Consider the following 21,478-nt stretch of genomic DNA (forward strand, 5'->3'; position numbering starts at 1 on the left):
TATAAGTGAGAGGCATCGATTACGGTGGGCTCGCTGAAAGCTTGACACAGCAGCGATGTTCCCCCATAATCGTCAGTTCTCTGCGGAGGGGTGCCCGAGTGGCTAAAGGGGGCAGACTGTAAATCTGTTGGCTTACGCCTACGCTGGTTCGAATCCAGCCTCCTCCACCAGAATAATGTAGCAAGCGTCGGGAATCGTTAGACCCAAGCGGGTGTAGCTCAATGGTAGAGCAGAAGCCTTCCAAGCTTATGACGAGGGTTCGATTCCCTTCACCCGCTCCAGCATCAAGGTCTGCCCATGTGGCTCAGTGGTAGAGCACTCCCTTGGTAAGGGAGAGGTCAGCAGTTCGATCCTGCTCATGGGCACCAGCAACACTAGTCCACACGTTTGCGCGCGGCGCAAGGTACGGAAAAATTCCTGTTAGGAGTCGAAAATGGCAAAAGGTAAATTCGAACGGACCAAGCCGCACGTCAACGTAGGCACGATTGGTCACGTCGACCATGGCAAGACCACGCTGACGGCAGCAATCGCGACGGTGTTGTCGAAGAAGTTTGGCGGCGAAGCGAAGGCGTATGACCAGATCGATGCAGCGCCGGAAGAAAAGGCACGTGGTATTACGATCAACACGGCACACGTCGAGTACGAAACGGCAGCGCGTCACTACGCGCACGTTGACTGCCCGGGACACGCCGACTATGTGAAGAACATGATTACGGGTGCAGCGCAGATGGACGGCGCAATCCTGGTGTGTTCGGCTGCAGACGGCCCGATGCCGCAAACGCGTGAGCACATTCTGTTGGCTCGCCAGGTTGGCGTGCCGTACATCATCGTGTTCCTGAACAAGTGCGACATGGTGGACGACGCCGAGTTGCTGGAACTCGTTGAAATGGAAGTGCGTGAGCTTCTGGTGAAGTATGACTTCCCGGGCGACGAGACGCCGATCATCAAGGGTTCGGCCAAACTGGCGCTGGAAGGCGACACGGGCGAGCTGGGCGAAGTGGCGATCATGAACCTGGCCGACGCACTGGACACGTACATCCCGACGCCGGAGCGCGCCATCGACGGTTCGTTCCTGATGCCGGTGGAAGACGTGTTCTCGATCTCGGGTCGCGGCACGGTGGTGACGGGTCGTATCGAGCGCGGCGTGGTTAAGGTCGGCGAAGAAATCGAAATCATCGGCATCAAGCCGACGGTGAAGACGACGTGCACGGGCGTGGAAATGTTCCGGAAGCTCCTGGACCAAGGTCAAGCGGGCGACAACGTGGGTATTCTGTTGCGCGGCACGAAGCGTGAAGACGTGGAACGTGGCCAGGTGTTGGCCAAGCCGGGTTCGATCACGCCGCACACGCACTTCACGGCTGAAGTGTATGTGTTGAGCAAGGACGAAGGCGGTCGTCACACACCGTTCTTCAACAACTATCGTCCGCAGTTCTACTTCCGTACCACGGACGTAACGGGTTCGATCGAGTTGCCGAAGGACAAGGAAATGGTCATGCCGGGCGACAACGTGTCGATCACGGTGAAGCTGATCGCTCCGATCGCGATGGAAGAAGGTCTGCGCTTCGCTATCCGTGAAGGCGGTCGTACCGTCGGCGCTGGTGTCGTCGCCAAGGTTCTCGCGTAAATCGAGCAAAGCCAGAAATTGCTCGATAGTCTGTAGTTTTCGGGGTTGGCGAAATCGCCGACCCCAAAATGGTTTAGGGGTATAGCTCAACTGGCAGAGCGTCGGTCTCCAAAACCGAAGGTTGGGGGTTCGATTCCCTCTGCCCCTGCCACAATCTTGCGTCTCCGGGCGCTGCTTAAGGTGTTATGGCGAATCCTTCCGTCGAAACTGTAAATACTTCCGGCGACAAGTTGATGTTGACCGCGGGCGTATTGTTGGTCTTGGCCGGGTTCGTAGGTTTCTTCTGGCTAAGTGGCCAGGAGTGGTACGTTCGCGGCGCCGCGCTGGCTGTCGGCTTGATCGCGGGTGTTGCGGTCGGTCTTCTCTCCGCACCGGGAAAGGGTTTTATCGCCTTTGCCAAAGATTCGTACAAAGAAGTCCGCAAGGTGGTGTGGCCGACACGTAAGGAAGCCACGCAAACCACGCTGGTGGTCTTCGCATTTGTGCTGATCATGGCGATCTTCTTGTGGCTTAGCGATAAGTCGATCGAGTGGGTGATATTCTCGGTAATTCTGGGTTGGAGATGATATGAGCGAAGCACCAGCATCACCGAGCGGAAAACGTTGGTATGTCGTGCACGCCTACTCCGGTATGGAGAAGAGCGTGCAACGTGCGCTTCAGGAGCGCATCGACCGTGCCGGCATGCAGGATCAGTTTGGTCAAATTCTCGTCCCGACCGAAGAAGTCGTGGAAGTGAAGGGCGGCCACAAGTCTGTAACAGAACGTCGTTTCTTTCCGGGCTATGTGCTCGTCGAAATGGAAATGACGGACGAAACGTGGCACCTGGTAAAAAATACTGCCAAGGTGACGGGTTTTGTTGGCGGGGCGCGTAATCGTCCGAGCCCGATCTCTCCGCGTGAAGTGGAAAAGATCATGTCGCAGATGCAAGAAGGCGTGGAAAAACCGCGTCCGAAGACGCTCTTCGAGGTGGGCGAAATGGTTCGGGTCAAGGACGGTCCGTTCACCGACTTCAACGGCAACGTTGAGGAAGTGAACTACGAGAAATCGCGCGTTCGTGTATCGGTCACCATTTTTGGACGCTCGACCCCGGTTGAACTGGAATTCGGCCAAGTCGAGAAGGTTTAAAAGCATTCGTTTTTTGCCGCGCTCGAAGTGTCAACTTCGTAGCGCGGTTCGCGCTTACAGTCCGCGTTATGGCTGTTGAGGAGCGCCAGTAGCCGTTTTTGGCGAGCGCGCGTTATCACTCACCGAACGCTAACGCGTTCTGCAGAGGTTTTCAACATGGCAAAGAAAATCATCGGCTTTATCAAACTGCAGATTCCTGCAGGTAAAGCCAATCCGTCACCGCCGGTTGGTCCGGCACTGGGCCAGCGCGGCCTGAACATCATGGAGTTCTGCAAGGCGTTTAACGCGCAGACTCAAGCGATGGAGCCGGGTCTGCCGGTGCCGGTGGTTATTACGGCATTCGCGGACAAGAGCTTCACGTTCATCATGAAGACGCCGCCGGCTACCGTTCTGATCAAGAAGGCAGCAGGTATTCAGAAGGGTTCGCCGAAGCCGAATGCTGACAAGGTCGGCAATATCACGCGCGCTCAAGCTGAAGAAATCGCCAAGACCAAGTTGCCTGACCTGACGGCAGCGAATCTGGACGCAGCAGTTCGTACGATCGCGGGCAGCGCCCGTTCGATGGGCATCACCGTGGAGGGCTTGTAAATGGCTAAGCTTTCTAAGCGCCTTAAAGCGTTCGCCTCCAAGGTCGATCGTATGAAGTTGTATCCCGTTGACGACGCTCTTTCGCTGGTCAAGGAATGCGCAAGCGCGAAGTTCGACGAATCGATCGACGTGGCTGTGCAGCTCGGCATCGACGCGAAGAAGTCGGACCAAGTGGTTCGTGGTTCGGTGGTGTTGCCCGCAGGTACCGGCAAGTCGGTTCGCGTTGCTGTGTTTGCGCAAGGCGAAAAGGCTGAGCAGGCTCGTGCAGCCGGCGCAGAAATCGTCGGTATGGAAGACCTGGCTGAACAAGTCAAGGCCGGTAACCTGAACTTCGACGTTGTGATCGCTTCGCCGGACACAATGCGCGTTGTCGGTACGCTTGGTCAGATCCTCGGCCCGCGCGGCCTGATGCCGAATCCGAAGGTCGGTACGGTTACCGCTGACGTTGCTCAAGCTGTTCGCAACGCAAAAGCTGGTCAGGTGCAGTTCCGCGTCGACAAGGGCGGGATCATCCACGCAACCATCGGCCGTGCTTCGTTTGAGCCGGCGTCGTTGCGTAAGAATCTGTCGGCACTGGTGGAAGCCCTTCAAAAGGCCAAGCCGGCGACCAGCAAGGGCGTGTATCTGCGCAAGATCGCATTGTCGAGCACCATGGGTGTCGGCGTGCGCGTAGATCACTCGACGCTCTCGCAGTAAAGAATCATGCGCAGGTTGACGCGATCTCGCGTGAACCTGCGTTAAGGGCTTTGGGCGGTTGCAAGCTGAAGTTGGCGAGCAACCGGTTGTCAAAGACCGTTGGCGGAAGCGCAGCAGTTGGGCGTGACCTTAATGCAAGCCAACGCAGATGGCGAACCCGTAACAGTTTTGGTGTGGTTGAAGTCGGTTGTCGCGTGTCGTGAGATGCGCACTAGCCGGTCGAAATACTCCTGACAGGTCGGACGCCGTTGTTGAACGCGGTGCGCTAAGTTGGCGCATCGAATCTGGAGGTTTAACCGTGCCACTGAACAAAGAAGACAAGCAGGCAGTTGTCGCTGAAGTCGCCGCGCAAGTTGCGAAGGCTCAGACGATGGTGCTCGCTGAGTATCGTGGAATTGCGGTTGGCGATCTGACCAAGCTGCGCGCAAAGGCTCGCGAGCAACAAGTGTATCTCCGCGTGTTGAAAAACACGTTGGCGCGCCGCGCCGTGGAAGGTACGCCGTTCGCTGCGCTGGCCGAGCAGATGACTGGTCCTTTGATCTACGGCATCTCGGAAGATGCAATTGCTGCTGCCAAGGTTGTTAACGACTTCGGCAAAACCAATGACAAGTTGATCATCAAGGCCGGTTCCTACGAAGGCAACGTGATGGACAAGGCGGCTGTGCAAGCACTCGCCAACATCCCGAGCCGCGAAGAACTGCTCTCCAAGTTGTTGTACGTCATGCAAGCTCCTGTTGCCGGCTTCGCGCGCGCTCTGGCCGCGCTCGCTGCGCAAAAGGGTGGCGGCGCTGAAGCTCCGGCTGAAGCTGAGCCGGAAGTTGCTGCGTAACGTACTGCGCTTGGTTGCCTGGTTAGGCTTACAAGATCGCTGGCTGTATCCGAATTCAATTTAGGAGTATTTCAAATGGCAATCGCAAAAGATGACATCCTCGAAGCAGTAAGCTCGATGTCGGTTCTGGAATTGAACGAGCTGGTCAAGGCGTTCGAAGAGAAGTTTGGCGTGTCGGCTGCAGCAGTTGCAGTTGCTGGCCCCGCTGGTGCCGCTGCTGTTGTTGAAGAGCAGACCGAGTTCACGGTGAACCTGGTCGAAATCGGCGCAAACAAGGTGTCGGTGATTAAGGCTGTTCGCGAACTGACGGGTCTCGGCCTGAAGGAAGCGAAGGACCTGGTTGACGGTGCACCGAAGCCTGTTAAGGAATCGGTACCGAAGGCTGCTGCTGAAGAAGCGAAGAAGAAGTTGGAAGAAGCAGGCGCGAAGGCTGAAATCAAGTAAGTTTCGCGGCGCTCTGCTAAGGCTGGCGGTCTATGACCGCCGGCCTTTTTCTGCTTTGTGGGAACAATGTTTTGAGTCGCCGGTTTCGGCAACAAGAACCTCATAGAAGCCAAAGAAAAACATCGGCTGGACAATTTTGCCGATTCTTTTCTTTGTCTTCTGAAGCGACTGCAGAAGGCAAGTTTGGTCGGGTAGCGGGAAACATAGGCATCCGCTGCCGTCAGCCAGCGGTTGGTAGCGGCCAACCACCAAGCTTCTAGGCTCGTTCGCCCCTCCCTGGGCGTATGACGAGTCTCAGTCGGTGAACACCGGGTCGTGTCATCGAGGTATCCCGCCTCGGCAACGCCCGCCGTGATTCGGAGATCGTATGCAATATTCCTTCACCGAGAAGAAGCGTATTCGCAAGAGTTTCGCGAAACGCCCCATCGTTCACCAGGTTCCCTTCTTGCTGGCAACCCAGCTTGAATCATTCAGCACATTTCTGCAAGCCGAGACCATCGGGACTCAGCGCAAGGCAGAAGGACTGCAAGCAGCTTTTTCATCGGTCTTCCCGATCGTTTCGCACAACGGCTTTGCGCGTCTCGAATTCGTGAGCTACATGCTCTCGCCGCCGGCGTTCAACATCAAGGAATGCCAGCAGCGTGGCCTGACGTACTGTTCCGCCTTGCGCGCCAAGGTGCGTCTGGTGTTGCTCGACAAGGAATCGCCGAGCAAGCCGGTCGTCAAGGAAGTGAAGGAGCAGGAAGTCTACATGGGCGAAATGCCGCTCATGACGCCGACCGGTTCGTTCGTCATCAACGGTACGGAACGTGTGATCGTGTCCCAGCTGCACCGTTCGCCTGGCGTGTTCTTCGAGCACGACAAGGGCAAGACGCACAGCTCGGGCAAGCTGCTTTTCTCGGCTCGTATCATCCCTTACCGTGGTTCATGGCTCGACTTCGAATTCGATCCGAAGGACGTGCTGTATTTCCGCGTCGACCGTCGCCGGAAAATGCCTGTGACTATCCTGCTGAAGGCCATTGGCCTGACGCCGGAACAGATCCTCGCGAACTTCTTCGTATTCGACAACTTCGCCTTGATGGGCGAAGGCGCGCAAATGGAATTCGTGCCGGAGCGTCTGCGCGGTGAAGTCGCGCGCTTTGACATCCAGGATCGCGAAGGCGCCGTCATCGTTCAGAAGGACAAGCGGATCAACGCGAAGCACATTCGTGACCTCGAAGCTGCGAAGACGAAGTTCATTTCGGTACCGGAAGACTATTTGCTCGGCCGCGTGCTGGCAAAGAATGTGGTCGACGGCGAAACGGGCGAAGTGATCGCGAACGCCAACGACGAGATCACCGAAATGGTGCTCGAGAAGCTGCGCGAGTCGAAGGTCAAGGACATCCAGACGCTCTACACGAATGATCTGGATCAAGGTCCGTACATTTCGTCGACGCTGCGTATCGATGAAACTGCTGACCGCATGGCTGCACGTATCGCGATTTATCGCATGATGCGCCCGGGCGAACCGCCGACGGAAGAAGCCGTCGAAGCGTTGTTCAACCGTCTGTTCTACAGCGAAGACGCATACGACCTGTCGAAGGTGGGTCGTATGAAGTTCAATCGCCGCGTGGGCCGCGACGAGATCGTCGGCAAGATGACGTTGGAAGACGACGACATCCTCGCGACCATCAAGATTTTGGTCGAGCTGCGTAACGGCAAGGGCGAAGTCGATGACATCGATCACCTGGGCAATCGCCGTGTGCGTTGCGTAGGTGAGTTGGCTGAGAACCAGTTCCGCGCGGGCCTCGTGCGCGTGGAACGGGCTGTGAAGGAACGTCTGGGTCAGGCTGAAAGCGAAAACCTGATGCCGCACGACCTGATCAACTCGAAGCCGATTTCATCCGCTATTCGTGAGTTCTTCGGTTCGTCGCAGTTGTCGCAGTTTATGGACCAGACGAATCCGTTGTCGGAAATCACCCACAAGCGCCGTGTATCGGCTCTTGGACCGGGCGGTTTGACGCGTGAACGCGCAGGCTTTGAAGTCCGCGACGTGCATCCGACTCACTACGGCCGTGTGTGCCCGATTGAAACGCCGGAAGGTCCGAACATCGGGCTGATCAACTCGCTGGCGCTGTACGCGCACTTGAACGAATACGGTTTCCTTGAGACGCCGTATCGGAAAGTGGTTGATAGCAAGGTGACGGATCAGATCGACTATCTGTCGGCGATTGAAGAAGGCCGCTACGTGATCGCTCAGGCGAACGCGTCGCTGGGCGAAGGCGGCACGCTGACCGACGAACTGGTTTCGTCGCGGGAAGCGGGCGAAACGCTGATGGTCACGCCAGATCGTATTCAGTACATGGACGTGGCGCCGTCGCAGATCGTGTCCGTGGCTGCTTCGCTGATTCCGTTCCTTGAACACGATGACGCGAACCGCGCATTGATGGGCTCGAACATGCAGCGTCAGGCAGTTCCTTGCCTGCGTCCTGAAAAGGCTGTGGTCGGTACGGGTATTGAACGTACGGTGGCGGTCGACTCGGGTACGACGGTTCAGGCGGAACGCGGCGGTATCGTGGATTACGTCGATGCTGGCCGTATCGTGATTCGCGTGAACGACGACGAAGCGGTTGCCGGCGAAGTCGGTGTCGATATCTACAACCTGATCAAGTACACGCGTTCGAATCAGAACACGAACATCAACCAGCGTCCGATCGTAAAGGTCGGCGACAAGGTCGGCCGTGGCGACGTGGTGGCCGACGGCGCATCGACCGATCTGGGCGAGCTCGCGCTCGGCCAGAACATGCTCGTCGCGTTCATGCCGTGGAACGGCTACAACTTCGAAGATTCAATCTTGATCTCGGAGAAGGTCGTTGCTGAAGATCGTTACACGTCGATCCACATCGAAGAACTGAATGTGGTTGCGCGCGACACGAAGCTCGGACCGGAAGAAATCACGCGCGACATCTCGAACCTGGCTGAAGTGCAACTCGGCCGTCTCGATGAGTCGGGCATTGTGTACATCGGCGCGGAAGTGGAAGCGGGCGACGTGCTGGTCGGCAAGGTCACGCCGAAGGGCGAAACCCAGCTGACGCCGGAAGAAAAGCTGCTGCGCGCAATTTTCGGTGAGAAGGCGTCGGACGTGAAGGATACGTCGCTGCGCGTGCCGTCGGGCATGAGCGGCACGGTGATCGACGTGCAAGTGTTCACGCGCGAAGGCATTACGCGTGACAAGCGTGCACAGCAGATTATTGATGACGAACTGAAGCGTTATCGCCTGGACTTGAACGACCAGCTGCGCATTGTGGAAGGCGACGCGTTCTCGCGTCTCGCCCGTATGCTCAATGGCAAGGTCGCGAACGGCGGTCCGAAAAAGCTGGCGAAGGGCACGAAGATCGACCTGCCGTACCTGGAAGATCTGGATCACTACCACTGGTTCGACATCCGCCTCGCGGACGAAGAAGCAGCGGCGCAGCTCGAAGCCATCAAGGATTCGATCGAACAAAAGCGTCATCAGTTCGATCTGGCGTTCGAAGAAAAGCGCAAGAAGTTGACGCAAGGCGACGAACTGCCGCCGGGCGTGCTGAAGATGGTCAAGGTGTACCTGGCTGTCAAGCGTCGTCTGCAACCGGGCGACAAGATGGCCGGCCGTCACGGTAACAAGGGTGTTGTGTCGAAGATCGTGCCGATCGAAGACATGCCGTACATGGCCGATGGCCGTCCGGCTGACGTCGTGTTGAACCCGCTCGGCGTGCCGTCGCGGATGAACGTGGGTCAGATTCTCGAAGTGCATCTGGGCTGGGCTGCGAAGGGTCTGGGATGGCGTATCGGCGAAATGCTGCAGCGTCAGACCAAGATTGAAGAGCTGCGTGCTTTCCTGACCAAGATCTACAACGAGTCGGGCCGTAAGGAAGAGCTGGAAAACTTCACCGACGACGAAATCGTCGAACTGGCGAAGAACCTGCGCGAAGGTGTTCCTTTTGCAACGCCGGTGTTCGACGGCGCGACGGAAGGCGAAATGGAACGTGCGCTGGATCTGGCATTCCCTGACGACATCGCGAAGCAGTTGGGCATGACGAAGTCGAAGAATCAGGTGCAGTTGAGCGACGGCCGCACGGGTGAACCGTTCGAACGGACGGTCACGGTGGGCTACATGCATTACCTGAAACTGCATCACTTGGTCGACGACAAGATGCACGCCCGTTCGACCGGACCGTACTCGCTCGTCACGCAGCAGCCGCTGGGTGGTAAGGCGCAGTTCGGTGGCCAGCGTTTCGGTGAGATGGAAGTGTGGGCGCTCGAAGCATATGGCGCTTCGTATGTGCTGCAAGAAATGCTGACTGTTAAGTCGGATGACGTGGCGGGTCGTACCAAGGTGTATGAAAACCTGGTCAAGGGTGACCACGTGATCGACGCCGGCATGCCTGAGTCGTTCAATGTGTTGGTGAAGGAAATCCGGTCGCTCGGTATCGACATCGACCTGGACCGGAACTAATCGGACTACTGGAGAGACGCAATGAAAGCTCTGCTCGATCTATTCAAGCAAGTCCAACAACCTGAAGTTTTTGACGCGATCAAGATCGGTCTGGCCTCGCCGGACAAGATCCGCTCGTGGTCCTTCGGTGAAGTGAAGAAGCCTGAAACCATCAACTACCGGACGTTCAAGCCGGAACGCGATGGCCTGTTCTGCGCCAAGATCTTTGGCCCGATCAAGGACTATGAGTGCCTGTGCGGCAAGTACAAGCGCCTGAAGCACCGCGGCGTGATCTGCGAAAAGTGCGGCGTTGAAGTCACGCTCGCCAAGGTGCGTCGCGAACGGATGGGCCACATTGAACTGGCCTCACCGGTTGCGCACATCTGGTTTTTGAAGTCGCTGCCGTCGCGTCTGGGCATGGTGCTCGACATGACGTTGCGCGACATCGAACGCGTGCTGTATTTCGAAGCGTACGTGGTGATCGAACCAGGCATGACGCCGCTGAAAGCGCGGCAGATCATGACGGAAGAGGATTACTACAATAAGGTCGAAGAATACGGCGACGAATTCCGTGCCGAGATGGGCGCTGAAGGCGTGCGTGAACTGCTGCGCGCGATCAACATCGACGAACAGGTCGAAGTGCTGCGCACCGAACTCAAGAACACGGGTTCGGAAGCGAAGATCAAGAAGTACGCGAAGCGCCTGAAAGTGCTCGAGGCATTCCAGCGTTCGGGCATCAAGCCGGACTGGATGGTGCTGGAAGTGCTGCCGGTGCTGCCGCCGGAACTGCGTCCGCTCGTGCCGCTGGATGGTGGCCGTTTCGCTACGTCCGACCTGAACGACTTGTATCGCCGCGTGATCAACCGTAACAACCGGTTGAAGCGTCTGCTCGAGTTGAAGGCGCCTGAAATCATCGTCCGTAACGAAAAGCGGATGCTGCAGGAAGCCGTCGATTCGCTGCTCGACAACGGTCGTCGCGGTAAGGCTATGACCGGCGCGAACAAGCGTCCGCTGAAGTCGCTCGCCGACATGATCAAGGGTAAGGGCGGTCGTTTCCGTCAGAACTTGCTCGGTAAGCGCGTTGACTATTCGGGTCGTTCGGTGATCGTGGTGGGTCCGACGCTCAAGCTGCATCAGTGCGGTCTGCCGAAGCTGATGGCGCTCGAACTGTTCAAGCCTTTCATCTTCAACAAGCTGGAAGTGATGGGTGTTGCTACCACCATCAAGGCCGCGAAGAAGGAAGTCGAGAACCAGACAGCCGTGGTGTGGGACATTCTGGAAGAAGTGATCCGCGAACATCCGGTGATGTTGAACCGCGCGCCTACGCTTCACCGTCTTGGCATTCAGGCTTTCGAGCCGGTGCTGATCGAAGGTAAGGCTATCCAGTTGCATCCGCTCGTTTGCGCGGCGTTCAACGCCGACTTCGACGGTGACCAGATGGCCGTTCACGTGCCGCTGTCGCTGGAAGCGCAGATGGAAGCGCGCACGCTGATGCTGGCGTCGAACAACGTCCTGTTCCCGGCCAACGGCGATCCGTCGATCGTGCCGTCGCAGGATATTGTGCTGGGTCTTTACTACGCATCGCGTGAAGCGGTGAACGGCAAGGGCGAAGGCATGACGTTCACGGGCGTGTCGGAAGCGATTCGCGCGTACGAAAACAAGGAAGTCGAACTGGCGTCGCGGGTGAATGTCCGGATTACGGAAAACATTCACAACCCGGATCAAAGCGAAGGCGCACCGAAGTTCGTGCCGAAGATCACGCTGTACGCAACCACGGTTGGCCGTTCTATTCTTTCGGAAATTCTGCCGCCAGGACTGCCGTTCTCGGTGCTGAACCGTCCGCTCAAGAAGAAGGAAATCTCGCGCCTGATCAACACGGCATTCCGCAAGTGCGGTCTGCGCGAAACGGTGATCTTCGCCGACCAGCTGATGCAGATGGGTTTCCGTCTGGCTACGCGCGCCGGTATTTCGATTTGCGTCGACGACATGCTCGTGCCGCCGCAGAAAGAACAGATCGTCGGCGATGCAGCCAAGAAGGTGAAGGAATACGACCGTCAGTACATGTCGGGTCTCGTCACCTCGCAAGAGCGCTACAACAACGTGGTCGACATCTGGTCGGCAACGTCGGAAGCGGTCGGCAAGGCGATGATGGAGCAGTTGGCTACGGAACCCGTGGTCGACCGCGACGGTAATCAGACGAAGCAGGAATCGTTCAACTCGATCTACATGATGGCCGACTCGGGCGCGCGTGGATCCGCTGTTCAGATTCGTCAGCTGGCCGGTATGCGTGGCCTGATGGCGAAGCCGGATGGCTCGATCATCGAGACGCCTATCACGGCGAACTTCCGTGAAGGCCTGAACGTGTTGCAGTACTTCATCTCGACGCACGGTGCACGTAAAGGCCTGGCCGATACGGCGTTGAAGACGGCGAACTCGGGTTACCTGACGCGTCGTCTCGTTGACGTGACGCAGGATCTGGTCGTGGTCGAAGACGATTGCGGCACGACGAACGGCGTGGCAATGAAGGCGTTGGTTGAAGGCGGTGAAGTTGTCGAAGCCTTGCGTGACCGGATTCTCGGCCGCGTGACGGTGGCGGACGTCGTCAATCCGGAATCGCAGGAAACGCTGTACGAATCGGGTACGTTGCTCGACGAAGACATGGTCGATGAAATCGAACGCCTGGGTATCGACGAAGTGCGCGTGCGTACGCCGTTGACCTGCGAAACGCGTTACGGCCTGTGCGCTTCGTGCTATGGCCGCGACCTGGGTCGTGGCTCGCGCGTGAATGTGGGCGAAGCGGTGGGTGTTATCGCTGCTCAGTCGATTGGTGAGCCGGGCACGCAGTTGACCATGCGTACGTTCCACATCGGTGGCGCGGCGTCGCGTGCGGCTATCGCTTCGTCGGTGGAAGCGAAGTCGAACGGCACGGTGCGTTTCACGGCAACGATGCGTTACGTCACGAATGCGAAGGGCGAGCAGATCGTCATCTCGCGTTCGGGCGAGGCGATCATTGCCGACGACCTCGGTCGTGAGCGCGAACGTCACAAAATCCCGTACGGCGCCACGTTGCTGCAACTGGACGGCGCGCAGATCAAGGCCGGTGCGCAACTGGCTCAATGGGATCCGTTGACGCGTCCGATCATCACCGAGTGGGGCGGTACGGTGAAGTTCGAAAACGTCGAAGAAGGCGTGACGGTTGCGAAGCAGATCGACGATGTGACGGGGCTTTCAACGCTCGTCGTGATCGACGTGAAGCGTCGCGGTTCGCAAGCGGCGAAGAGCGTTCGTCCGCAAGTGAAGCTGCTCGATCCGCAAGGCGAAGAAGTCAAGATCCCGAACACCGAGCATTCGGTGCAGATCGGCTTCCAGGTCGGCGCACTGATCACCGTGAAGGATGGTCAGCAAGTGCAGGTGGGTGAAGTGCTGGCACGTATCCCGGTTGAAGCGCAGAAAACGCGTGACATTACCGGTGGTCTGCCGCGTGTGGCCGAACTGTTCGAAGCGCGCTCGCCGAAGGACGCCGGTATCTTGGCGGAAGTCACGGGTACGACGTCTTTTGGTAAGGACACGAAGGGCAAGCAGCGTCTCGTTATTACCGACGTGGAAGGGGAACAGCATGAGTTCCTGATCACGAAGGAAAAGCAGGTGCTGGTGCATGATGGTCAGGTCGTCAACAAGGGCGAAATGATTGTCGATGGCCCGGCTGACCCGCACGACATCTTGCGTTTGCAAGGTATCGAAGCGCTGGCTCGCTACATCGTGGACGAAGTGCAGGACGTGTACCGTCTGCAAGGCGTGAAGATCAACGACAAGCACATCGAAGTGATCGTGCGTCAGATGTTGCGCCGCGTGCAGATCGTCGACAACGGCGATACGCGTTTCATCATGGGCGAACAGGTTGAGCGTTCGGACATGCTGGATGAGAACGACCGGATGGCCGCCGAAGACAAGATCCCGGCGACCTACGAGAACGTGCTGCTAGGTATTACGAAGGCATCGCTCTCGACCGATTCGTTCATCTCGGCAGCTTCGTTCCAGGAAACGACGCGCGTGTTGACCGAAGCGGCCATCATGGGCAAGCGCGACGATTTGCGCGGTCTGAAGGAAAACGTGATCGTCGGCCGGTTGATTCCGGCTGGTACAGGTCTCGCGTTCCACAAGGCACGCAAGAGCCGCGAGTTGTCGGATCGTCAACGTTTCGACCAGATTGCAGCGGAAGAATCGTTCGATTTCGGCACGCCCGAAGCCGCACCTGTCGCACCTGCAGAACAGCAGCATCCGGCGGAGTAAGTTCTGAAGTTCGGGCCTTTTTACAGGTTCGGGCTTTAGCAACTGATCTGCCTGTACAAGAAGCCGCCCGGTTTATGCCGGGCGGTTTTTTTTTGCTCTATCGATTGGCTAACGTTGAGTCATGCCGCCGCCTTGGGGCCGTGTCGTTGGTAAAATCGGGGCACTCACGCTCTGGCGCACTCCGTCTTCCCCATGTCCCGTTCGCTCGAAATTCTCAAGGAAGTATTTGGCTACCCCGTTTTCCGGGGGCAGCAGGGCGAAATCGTTGATCATGTGGCTGCCGGCGGAGACTCGCTTGTGCTGATGCCAACCGGCGGCGGGAAGTCGTTGTGTTATCAGATTCCTGCCTTATTGAGGCGTGAAGCGGGTTTCGGTGCGGGCATTGTCGTCTCGCCGCTGATTGCCTTGATGCAGGATCAGGTCGCTGCATTGAGCGAAGTCGGCGTGCGTGCTGCATGCCTGAATTCGACGCTCACGGGCGCCGAAGCGGCTGCAACCGAGCGCGCATTGCGTAACGGGGAAATCGACCTGCTGTATGTCGCGCCGGAACGCCTGATGACACCCCGTTTCCTCGAGTTGATCGAGAGCGTGCGCATTGGCTTGTTTGCCATTGACGAAGCGCATTGCGTGTCGCAATGGGGGCACGATTTCCGCCCTGAATACATCCAGTTGTCGGTGCTGCATGAGCGGTTTCCGTCGGTTCCCCGGATCGCGTTGACGGCTACCGCCGACGCCATTACGCGCGATGAAATCGTGCATCGCCTCGCGCTCGATAACGCGCGTATTTTCGTCTCCAGCTTTGACCGGCCGAACATCCGGTATCGGATCGTCGAAAAGGATAACGCGCGGGCCCAATTGCTCGATTTCATTCGCGCCGAGCATACGAACCCTGACAAAACCACCGACGCTGGCGTGATTTATTGTCTGTCGCGCCGCAAGGTGGAGGAAACCGCCGACTGGCTCAAGAGTCAAGGCGTGCGCGCGCTGCCGTATCACGCCGGCATGGAGTACGAAACGCGTCAGCGCCACCAGGAAATGTTCAAACGCGAAGAGGGCATCGTGATGTGCGCGACGATTGCTTTCGGCATGGGTATCGACAAGCCGGACGTGCGCTTTGTCGCGCATCTGGATTTACCCAAGAGCGTGGAAGGCTATTACCAGGAGACCGGGCGCGCGGGCCGTGACGGCATGCCGGCGAACGCGTGGATGGCGTACGGCCTCGGCGACGTGGTGCAGCAGCGCAAGATGATCGACGAATCGGACGCGGACGATACCCACAAGCGCGTGCAGGGAGGCAAGCTCGACGCGCTGCTTGGGCTTTGCGAAGCGGCTTCATGCAGGCGGGTGCGTTTACTTGGCTACTTTGGCGAGGCGAGTCAGCCCTGCGGCAATTGCGATACCTGCCTCGAGCCGCCTGAATCGTGGGACGCCACGCGTGAGGCGCAGATGGCGCTTTCGTGCGTGTACCGGGCGTATAAGGCCAGTGGTTTCCATTTCGGCGCTGGCCATCTGATCGATATCTTGCGCGGCAGCCGGTCTGAGAAGTTGCTTCAACGTGGTCATGAAAAACTATCCACGTTTGGACTCGGCGCGGCGCTGTCAGAGCAGGAATGGCGCGCGGTGTTTCGTCAATTGGTTGCGTTCGGCTATCTGGCCGTCGACCACGACGGTTTCGGCGCACTGATTCTCACCGAGGCAAGCAAGGCGGTGCTCAAAGGCGAGCAGAACGTAACGCTTCGAAAGTACGTCAAGCCGACGCGGAGCCGGCAGTCATCTAGCCGAACAGGCGAACGCGCCGATCCGACGGCAGGCATGTCGCCGCGTATCAAAGCACGCTGGGAAAGGCTGCGCGCGTGGCGCGCAAGTATGGCGAAAAGCGACGGCGTGCCAGCGTACGTCATTTTCCACGACGCCACGCTCGCGGAGATCGCGCGTAATGAGCCGGATTCTATTGAGGATCTCGGCCAGATTCCGGGCATTGGCGCGCGCAAACTCGAACGTTTCGGCAGCGAATTGCTCGAGGTGGTCGGCGCCAACTAATTTTTGCTGTTCATCTGCCTGGATAGGTACCCAAGCTGTTGACCGCATTAGGAATTTCAGATTATGATGCTAGGTTCTCGTTCTTGGATCTGCTAAGAGGGTTTTCCTCGCACGCACGAACAAGAATCGGAATGCTCGATGCGCAATCCGTTTTGCTTTGCCCGAAACGGGGGCGTCGATTTTGATCAATTTAGGAATAGACAATGCCAACCATCAATCAATTGGTTCGCAAAGGCCGCGCTTCGGAAGTAGTGAAGAGCAAGTCGCCGGCCTTGCAGGACTGCCCCCAGCGTCGTGGAGTGTGCACTCGCGTGTACACGACGACGCCGAAGAAGCCGAACTCGGCACTTCGTAAAGTTGCAAAGGTTCGTCTGACGAACGGTTTCGAAGTTATTTCGTACATCGGTGGTGAAGGCCACAACCTGCAGGAACACTCGGTCGTGCTGATTCGCGGCGGACGGGTGAAAGACTTGCCGGGTGTGCGTTATCACATGGTTCGCGGCTCGCTGGATACCCAGGGCGTCAAGGATCGTAAGCAAGCTCGCTCGAAGTACGGTGCGAAGCGCGCCAAGGCCAAGTAAATATTTGGTTGGTAGGTCGTACAGGTTGCCCTTAACGGGCGTTCAAGCGGTGGTACCGGAAGTGCCGGTGCTGTCGAGTAAGTGGTCACCCGGCCAAGCTGGTTAGTCAGGACAGTGCGCACTCAAAAGCGCGTTTAGATGGATCGGGTTTGTTGGTGACCGCGGGGCTCGTGCGAAAAAAAGCGCGGCTCCAACTGAAAATCAAAGGAAGAAACATGCCGCGTCGTCGCGAAGTCCCCAAACGGGACATTTTGCCGGATCCGAAATTCGGCAACGTAGATGTAGCCAAGTTCATGAACGTGATCATGCTGTCGGGCAAGAAGTCGGTTGCCGAGCGTATCGTTTATGGTGCTTTTGAACAGATCCAGACCAAGGGTGGCAAGGACCCGCTGGAGGTGTTCACGGGTGCGCTCAACAACGTGAAGCCGGTGGTGGAAGTGAAGAGCCGTCGCGTTGGTGGTGCGAACTATCAAGTTCCAGTGGAAGTGCGTCCGTCGCGTCGTATGGCATTGGCGATGCGTTGGTTGCGCGAAGCTGCGAAGAAGCGCAGCGAGAAGTCGATGGCCCTGCGTCTCGCAGGTGAGCTTTCGGAAGCCGCGGAAGGCCGCGGCGGCGCGATGAAGAAGCGCGACGAAGTTCACCGGATGGCAGAAGCCAATAAGGCGTTCTCGCACTTCCGCTTCTAAGGCTGCTTTTTAGGCCTCCCGACCTGGGACGAACGGAAAAACCTCCGGGCGGGTGCGCTTACAAAGCGCCTCGCCCGTTTGTGTTAAGGCGCGACCGGCATGTGCCGGTCGCGTCGACCCAATTAAGGATTCAAAGTGGCTCGCAAGACACCTATCGAGCGCTACCGAAATATCGGTATTAGCGCTCACATCGACGCCGGCAAAACGACGACGACCGAGCGCATCCTGTTTTACACGGGCGTGAACCACAAAATCGGTGAAGTTCATGACGGCGCAGCAACGATGGACTGGATGGAGCAGGAGCAGGAGCGCGGCATCACCATTACGTCGGCAGCAACGACGGCCTTCTGGAAAGGCATGGCTGGCGACCGCCCCGAGCACCGCATCAACATCATCGACACCCCGGGACACGTCGACTTCACCATTGAAGTTGAACGTTCCATGCGTGTGCTCGACGGTGCGTGCATGGTTTATTGCGCTGTGGGCGGCGTTCAGCCCCAGTCGGAAACCGTATGGCGTCAGGCCAACAAGTACAAGGTTCCCCGTCTCGCGTTCATTAACAAGATGGACCGTACCGGCGCGAACTTCTTCAAGGTCTATGATCAGCTCAAGCTGCGTCTGAAGGCGAACCCGGTACCCGTCGTGGTGCCAATCGGCGCAGAAGACACGTTCACGGGCGTGGTCGACCTGATCAAGATGAAGGCGATTATTTGGGATGAAGCGTCCCAGGGCATCAAGTTCGAGTACGAAGAAATCCCGGCTGCATTGCTGGATACGTGCAACGAGTGGCGTGAAAAGATGGTCGAAGCTGCTGCCGAAGCCAACGAAGAAATGATGAACAAGTACCTCGAAACGGGCGCGCTGTCCGAAGAGGAAATCGTGAAGGGTCTTCGCGACCGTACGATCGCTTGTGAAATCCAGCCAATGTTGTGCGGCACCGCGTTCAAGAACAAGGGCGTGCAACGGATGCTGGACGCCGTGCTCGACTTCTTGCCCTCGCCTATCGACATTCCGCCGGTTCTGGGCGAACTGGAAGACGGCGCGCGTGAAGAGCGTCGTGCAGCTGACGACGAGAAGTTCTCGGCACTCGCGTTCAAGATCATGACCGACCCGTTTGTCGGCCAGTTGATCTTCTTCCGCGTGTATTCGGGTACGACCAAGTCGGGCGACACGCTGCTGAACGCGACCAAGGACAAGAAGGAACGTCTTGGCCGTATTCTGCTGATGCACGCAAACCAGCGCGAAGAAATCAAGGAAGTGCACGCAGGTGACATCGCTGCCGCGGTTGGTTTGAAAGACGTGACCACCGGCGACACGCTGTGCGATCCGCTGCATCCCATCGTCCTGGAACGCATGATTTTCCCGGAGCCCGTGATTTCGCAGGCTGTGGAACCTAAGACGAAGCCTGACCAGGAAAAGATGGGCCTTGCGCTCAATCGTCTGGCTCAGGAAGATCCGTCGTTCCGCGTTCAAACCGACGAAGAGTCGGGCCAGACCATCATTTCGGGTATGGGCGAGCTGCACCTGGAAATTTTGGTTGACCGCATGCGGCGCGAATTCGGCGTTGAAGCAACCGTTGGCAAGCCGCAAGTTGCGTATCGCGAAACGATCCGCGGCAAGGCTGAAGACGTTGACGGCAAGTTCGTCAAGCAGTCGGGCGGACGCGGTCAGTACGGCCACGTTGTCATTACGCTTGAGCCGAATGAACAGGGCAAAGGCTACGAGTTCCTGGACGAGATCAAGGGCGGCGTGATTCCGCGCGAGTACATCCCGGCTGTGGACAAGGGCATTATTGAAACGCTGAAGGCTGGCGTGCTGGCAGGCTTCCCGGTGGTGGACGTCAAGGTTCACCTGACGTTCGGTTCGTACCACGACGTTGACTCGAACGAAAATGCGTTCCGCATGGCCGGTTCGATGGCGTTCAAGGACGCAATGCGCAAGGCAAGCCCGGTCATTCTCGAACCGATGATGGCTGTGGAAGTCGAAACGCCGGAAGACTACATGGGCAACGTGATGGGCGACTTGTCGAGCCGTCGCGGTATCGTCCAGGGTATGGAAGACATGGTTGGCGGCGGCAAGATCGTGCGCGCTGAAGTCCCGCTGTCGGAAATGTTCGGGTATTCAACGTCGCTGCGTTCGGCGACGCAAGGTCGCGCTACGTACACGATGGAATTCAAGCACTATTCTGAAGCTCCGCGAAACGTGGCAGAAGCGATCATCAACGCGAAATCCAAGTAATTCGGTAAGCCAGAAGTCTTTAACCGATCAACAAATTTGAAAGAAGGTAATCATGGCAAAAGGTAAATTCGAACGGACCAAGCCGCACGTCAACGTAGGCACGATTGGTCACGTCGACCATGGCAAGACCACGCTGACGGCAGCAATCGCGACGGTGTTGTCGAAGAAGTTTGGCGGCGAAGCGAAGGCGTATGACCAGATCGATGCAGCGCCGGAAGAAAAGGCACGTGGTATTACGATCAACACGGCACACGTCGAGTACGAAACGGCAGCGCGTCACTACGCGCACGTTGACTGCCCGGGACACGCCGACTATGTGAAGAACATGATTACGGGTGCAGCGCAGATGGACGGCGCAATCCTGGTGTGTTCGGCTGCAGACGGCCCGATGCCGCAAACGCGTGAGCACATTCTGTTGGCTCGCCAGGTTGGCGTGCCGTACATCATCGTGTTCCTGAACAAGTGCGACATGGTGGACGACGCCGAGTTGCTGGAACTCGTTGAAATGGAAGTGCGTGAGCTTCTGGTGAAGTATGACTTCCCGGGCGACGAGACGCCGATCATCAAGGGTTCGGCCAAACTGGCGCTGGAAGGCGACACGGGCGAGCTGGGCGAAGTGGCGATCATGAACCTGGCCGACGCACTGGACACGTACATCCCGACGCCGGAGCGCGCCATCGACGGTTCGTTCCTGATGCCGGTGGAAGACGTGTTCTCGATCTCGGGTCGCGGCACGGTGGTGACGGGCCGTATCGAGCGCGGTGTGGTTAAGGTCGGCGAAGAAATCGAAATCATCGGCATCAAGCCGACGGTGAAGACGACGTGCACGGGCGTGGAAATGTTCCGGAAGCTCCTGGACCAAGGTCAAGCGGGCGACAACGTGGGTATTCTGTTGCGCGGCACGAAGCGTGAAGACGTGGAACGTGGCCAGGTGTTGGCCAAGCCGGGTTCGATCACGCCGCACACGCACTTCACGGCTGAAGTGTATGTGTTGAGCAAGGACGAAGGCGGTCGTCACACACCGTTCTTCAACAACTATCGTCCGCAGTTCTACTTCCGTACCACGGACGTAACGGGTTCGATCGAGTTGCCGAAGGACAAGGAAATGGTCATGCCGGGCGACAACGTGTCGATCACGGTGAAGCTGATCGCTCCGATCGCGATGGAAGAAGGTCTGCGCTTCGCTATCCGTGAAGGCGGTCGTACCGTCGGCGCTGGTGTCGTTGCCAAGGTTCTCGCGTAAAATCCTGAGCTTGCTTCAAAAGCTGTAGTTTGTAGTCGTGCCCGGAGCCGGGCGCACGTGCCTTACGCGTGCTCGGCTCCTTGCTCTTTTACCAAATCGACGGTGCAACACCGTCTCGTTCTTTCAAGGAATTGTCATGGCAAACCAGAAAATCCGCATTCGCCTGAAGGCTTTCGACTATCGTCTGATCGATCAATCGGCGGCTGAAATTGTCGATACGGCTAAGCGGACTGGCGCAATCGTACGTGGTCCGGTGCCGCTGCCGACCCGTATCCAACGTTTTGACATTCTGCGTTCGCCGCACGTCAACAAGACGTCGCGCGATCAGCTCGAAATCCGCACCCACCAGCGCCTGATGGACATCGTCGATCCGACGGACAAGACCGTTGACGCGTTGATGAAGCTCGACTTGCCGGCTGGCGTCGATGTGGAAATCAAGTTGCAATAAGTTTCACCCGGCGCCGCTCTCGCGAGGAGTGGCGCTAAGTCTTTGATTGCTTGCGGAAAACGAAAAGCCTTGTTATACTCCAAGGCTTTTCGCGCATTTGCGCAAAAAAGTCGGTGCGATTCTCGTGAAGTTGTTCACCTGAGCGACCGGCATTTTGTAAATCAGCCCCGACCAATCGCAGTTGGGAATGGAG

At 57.7% G+C, this 21,478-nt stretch carries 15 protein-coding genes and 4 tRNA genes; all 19 read left to right on the plus strand.

Annotation, left to right across the window (positions count from 1 at the left end; genetic code table 11):
• The first annotated feature begins 84 nt into the window (after nucleotides 1-84).
• The 19 genes from HB376_RS28685 (at nucleotide 85) to rpsJ (ending at nucleotide 21,285) form a co-directional block, all read left to right on the plus strand.
• Nucleotides 85-170 (plus strand) — tRNA-Tyr (locus tag HB376_RS28685).
• Nucleotides 171-207: 37 nt separating this feature from the next.
• A tRNA-Gly gene (locus HB376_RS28690) sits at nucleotides 208-281 on the plus strand.
• Between the two features lie 12 nt (nucleotides 282-293).
• Nucleotides 294-368: transfer RNA gene (locus HB376_RS28695), tRNA-Thr, on the plus strand.
• A 65-nt stretch (nucleotides 369-433) separates the two neighbouring features.
• Nucleotides 434-1,624, plus strand: coding sequence for an elongation factor Tu (gene tuf, locus HB376_RS28700; RefSeq protein WP_031361585.1), 1,191 nt, complete (start codon nucleotides 434-436; stop codon nucleotides 1,622-1,624).
• 75 nt (nucleotides 1,625-1,699) lie between these two features.
• Nucleotides 1,700-1,775 (plus strand) — tRNA-Trp (locus HB376_RS28705).
• Between the two features lie 34 nt (nucleotides 1,776-1,809).
• A complete protein-coding gene (secE, locus tag HB376_RS28710; RefSeq protein WP_047845327.1) occupies nucleotides 1,810-2,190 on the plus strand; it encodes a preprotein translocase subunit SecE in 381 nt (126 codons plus the stop codon).
• 1 nt (nucleotide 2,191) lies between these two features.
• Nucleotides 2,192-2,749 (plus strand): transcription termination/antitermination protein NusG, encoded by a 558-nt coding sequence (gene nusG / locus HB376_RS28715; protein WP_031361596.1) that lies wholly within the window; start codon nucleotides 2,192-2,194, stop codon nucleotides 2,747-2,749.
• A gap of 156 nt (nucleotides 2,750-2,905) precedes the next feature.
• Nucleotides 2,906-3,337 (plus strand): 50S ribosomal protein L11, encoded by a 432-nt coding sequence (gene rplK / locus HB376_RS28720; RefSeq protein ID WP_213767099.1) that lies wholly within the window; start codon nucleotides 2,906-2,908, stop codon nucleotides 3,335-3,337.
• The gene (gene rplA, locus HB376_RS28725; protein WP_031361594.1) at nucleotides 3,338-4,033 is read left to right on the plus strand and encodes a 50S ribosomal protein L1; all 696 of its coding nucleotides are present in this window, start codon (nucleotides 3,338-3,340) and stop codon (nucleotides 4,031-4,033) included. It begins immediately after the preceding gene.
• A gap of 298 nt (nucleotides 4,034-4,331) precedes the next feature.
• A complete protein-coding gene (gene rplJ / locus HB376_RS28730) occupies nucleotides 4,332-4,862 on the plus strand; it encodes a 50S ribosomal protein L10 (protein WP_213767100.1) in 531 nt (176 codons plus the stop codon).
• A gap of 75 nt (nucleotides 4,863-4,937) precedes the next feature.
• Nucleotides 4,938-5,306: a 50S ribosomal protein L7/L12 gene (gene rplL, locus HB376_RS28735; RefSeq protein ID WP_062092985.1), complete on the plus strand. Its 369-nt coding sequence runs from the start codon at nucleotides 4,938-4,940 to the stop codon at nucleotides 5,304-5,306.
• Between the two features lie 367 nt (nucleotides 5,307-5,673).
• Nucleotides 5,674-9,780, plus strand: coding sequence for a DNA-directed RNA polymerase subunit beta (rpoB, locus tag HB376_RS28740; RefSeq protein ID WP_165092722.1), 4,107 nt, complete (start codon nucleotides 5,674-5,676; stop codon nucleotides 9,778-9,780).
• A 21-nt stretch (nucleotides 9,781-9,801) separates the two neighbouring features.
• Nucleotides 9,802-14,049 carry a DNA-directed RNA polymerase subunit beta' gene (gene rpoC, locus HB376_RS28745; RefSeq protein ID WP_213767101.1) on the plus strand — a complete coding sequence of 1,416 codons (4,248 nt, stop codon included), beginning with the start codon at nucleotides 9,802-9,804 and terminating at the stop codon, nucleotides 14,047-14,049.
• A gap of 192 nt (nucleotides 14,050-14,241) precedes the next feature.
• Nucleotides 14,242-16,089 carry a DNA helicase RecQ gene (gene recQ / locus HB376_RS28750; protein ID WP_213767102.1) on the plus strand — a complete coding sequence of 616 codons (1,848 nt, stop codon included), beginning with the start codon at nucleotides 14,242-14,244 and terminating at the stop codon, nucleotides 16,087-16,089.
• A gap of 203 nt (nucleotides 16,090-16,292) precedes the next feature.
• Nucleotides 16,293-16,670 carry a 30S ribosomal protein S12 gene (gene rpsL / locus HB376_RS28755; RefSeq protein ID WP_158934176.1) on the plus strand — a complete coding sequence of 126 codons (378 nt, stop codon included), beginning with the start codon at nucleotides 16,293-16,295 and terminating at the stop codon, nucleotides 16,668-16,670.
• 215 nt (nucleotides 16,671-16,885) lie between these two features.
• On the plus strand, nucleotides 16,886-17,356 hold the full coding sequence (rpsG, locus tag HB376_RS28760) for a 30S ribosomal protein S7 (RefSeq protein ID WP_031361587.1): 471 nt from the start codon (nucleotides 16,886-16,888) through the stop codon (nucleotides 17,354-17,356).
• 135 nt (nucleotides 17,357-17,491) lie between these two features.
• Nucleotides 17,492-19,594 carry an elongation factor G gene (gene fusA / locus HB376_RS28765; RefSeq protein WP_213767103.1) on the plus strand — a complete coding sequence of 701 codons (2,103 nt, stop codon included), beginning with the start codon at nucleotides 17,492-17,494 and terminating at the stop codon, nucleotides 19,592-19,594.
• Between the two features lie 52 nt (nucleotides 19,595-19,646).
• Complete coding sequence (gene tuf, locus HB376_RS28770) at nucleotides 19,647-20,837, plus strand: elongation factor Tu (RefSeq protein ID WP_031361585.1); 1,191 nt, start codon at nucleotides 19,647-19,649, stop codon at nucleotides 20,835-20,837.
• Between the two features lie 136 nt (nucleotides 20,838-20,973).
• The gene (gene rpsJ / locus HB376_RS28775; RefSeq protein ID WP_031361584.1) at nucleotides 20,974-21,285 is read left to right on the plus strand and encodes a 30S ribosomal protein S10; all 312 of its coding nucleotides are present in this window, start codon (nucleotides 20,974-20,976) and stop codon (nucleotides 21,283-21,285) included.
• Nucleotides 21,286-21,478 lie beyond the last annotated feature (193 nt).

It is taken from the genome of Caballeronia sp. dw_19 (assembly GCF_018449515.1).
Classification (GTDB): Bacteria; Pseudomonadota; Gammaproteobacteria; order Burkholderiales; family Burkholderiaceae; genus Caballeronia.

Bases quoted from the DNA above. Each gene is read 5' to 3' on its own strand.
- rplA (WP_031361594.1), top strand. From the start codon at position 3,338: ATGGCTAAGCTTTCTAAGCGCCTTAAAGCGTTCGCCTCCAAGGTCGAT.
- secE (WP_047845327.1), top strand. From the start codon at position 1,810: ATGGCGAATCCTTCCGTCGAAACTGTAAATACTTCCGGCGACAAGTTG.
- rpoC (WP_213767101.1), top strand. From the start codon at position 9,802: ATGAAAGCTCTGCTCGATCTATTCAAGCAAGTCCAACAACCTGAAGTT.
- tuf (WP_031361585.1), top strand. From the start codon at position 434: ATGGCAAAAGGTAAATTCGAACGGACCAAGCCGCACGTCAACGTAGGC.
- rpoB (WP_165092722.1), top strand. From the start codon at position 5,674: ATGCAATATTCCTTCACCGAGAAGAAGCGTATTCGCAAGAGTTTCGCG.
- rpsJ (WP_031361584.1), top strand. From the start codon at position 20,974: ATGGCAAACCAGAAAATCCGCATTCGCCTGAAGGCTTTCGACTATCGT.
- recQ (WP_213767102.1), top strand. From the start codon at position 14,242: ATGTCCCGTTCGCTCGAAATTCTCAAGGAAGTATTTGGCTACCCCGTT.
- tuf (WP_031361585.1), top strand. From the start codon at position 19,647: ATGGCAAAAGGTAAATTCGAACGGACCAAGCCGCACGTCAACGTAGGC.
- rpsG (WP_031361587.1), top strand. From the start codon at position 16,886: ATGCCGCGTCGTCGCGAAGTCCCCAAACGGGACATTTTGCCGGATCCG.
- rpsL (WP_158934176.1), top strand. From the start codon at position 16,293: ATGCCAACCATCAATCAATTGGTTCGCAAAGGCCGCGCTTCGGAAGTA.
- rplL (WP_062092985.1), top strand. From the start codon at position 4,938: ATGGCAATCGCAAAAGATGACATCCTCGAAGCAGTAAGCTCGATGTCG.
- nusG (WP_031361596.1), top strand. From the start codon at position 2,192: ATGAGCGAAGCACCAGCATCACCGAGCGGAAAACGTTGGTATGTCGTG.
- rplK (WP_213767099.1), top strand. From the start codon at position 2,906: ATGGCAAAGAAAATCATCGGCTTTATCAAACTGCAGATTCCTGCAGGT.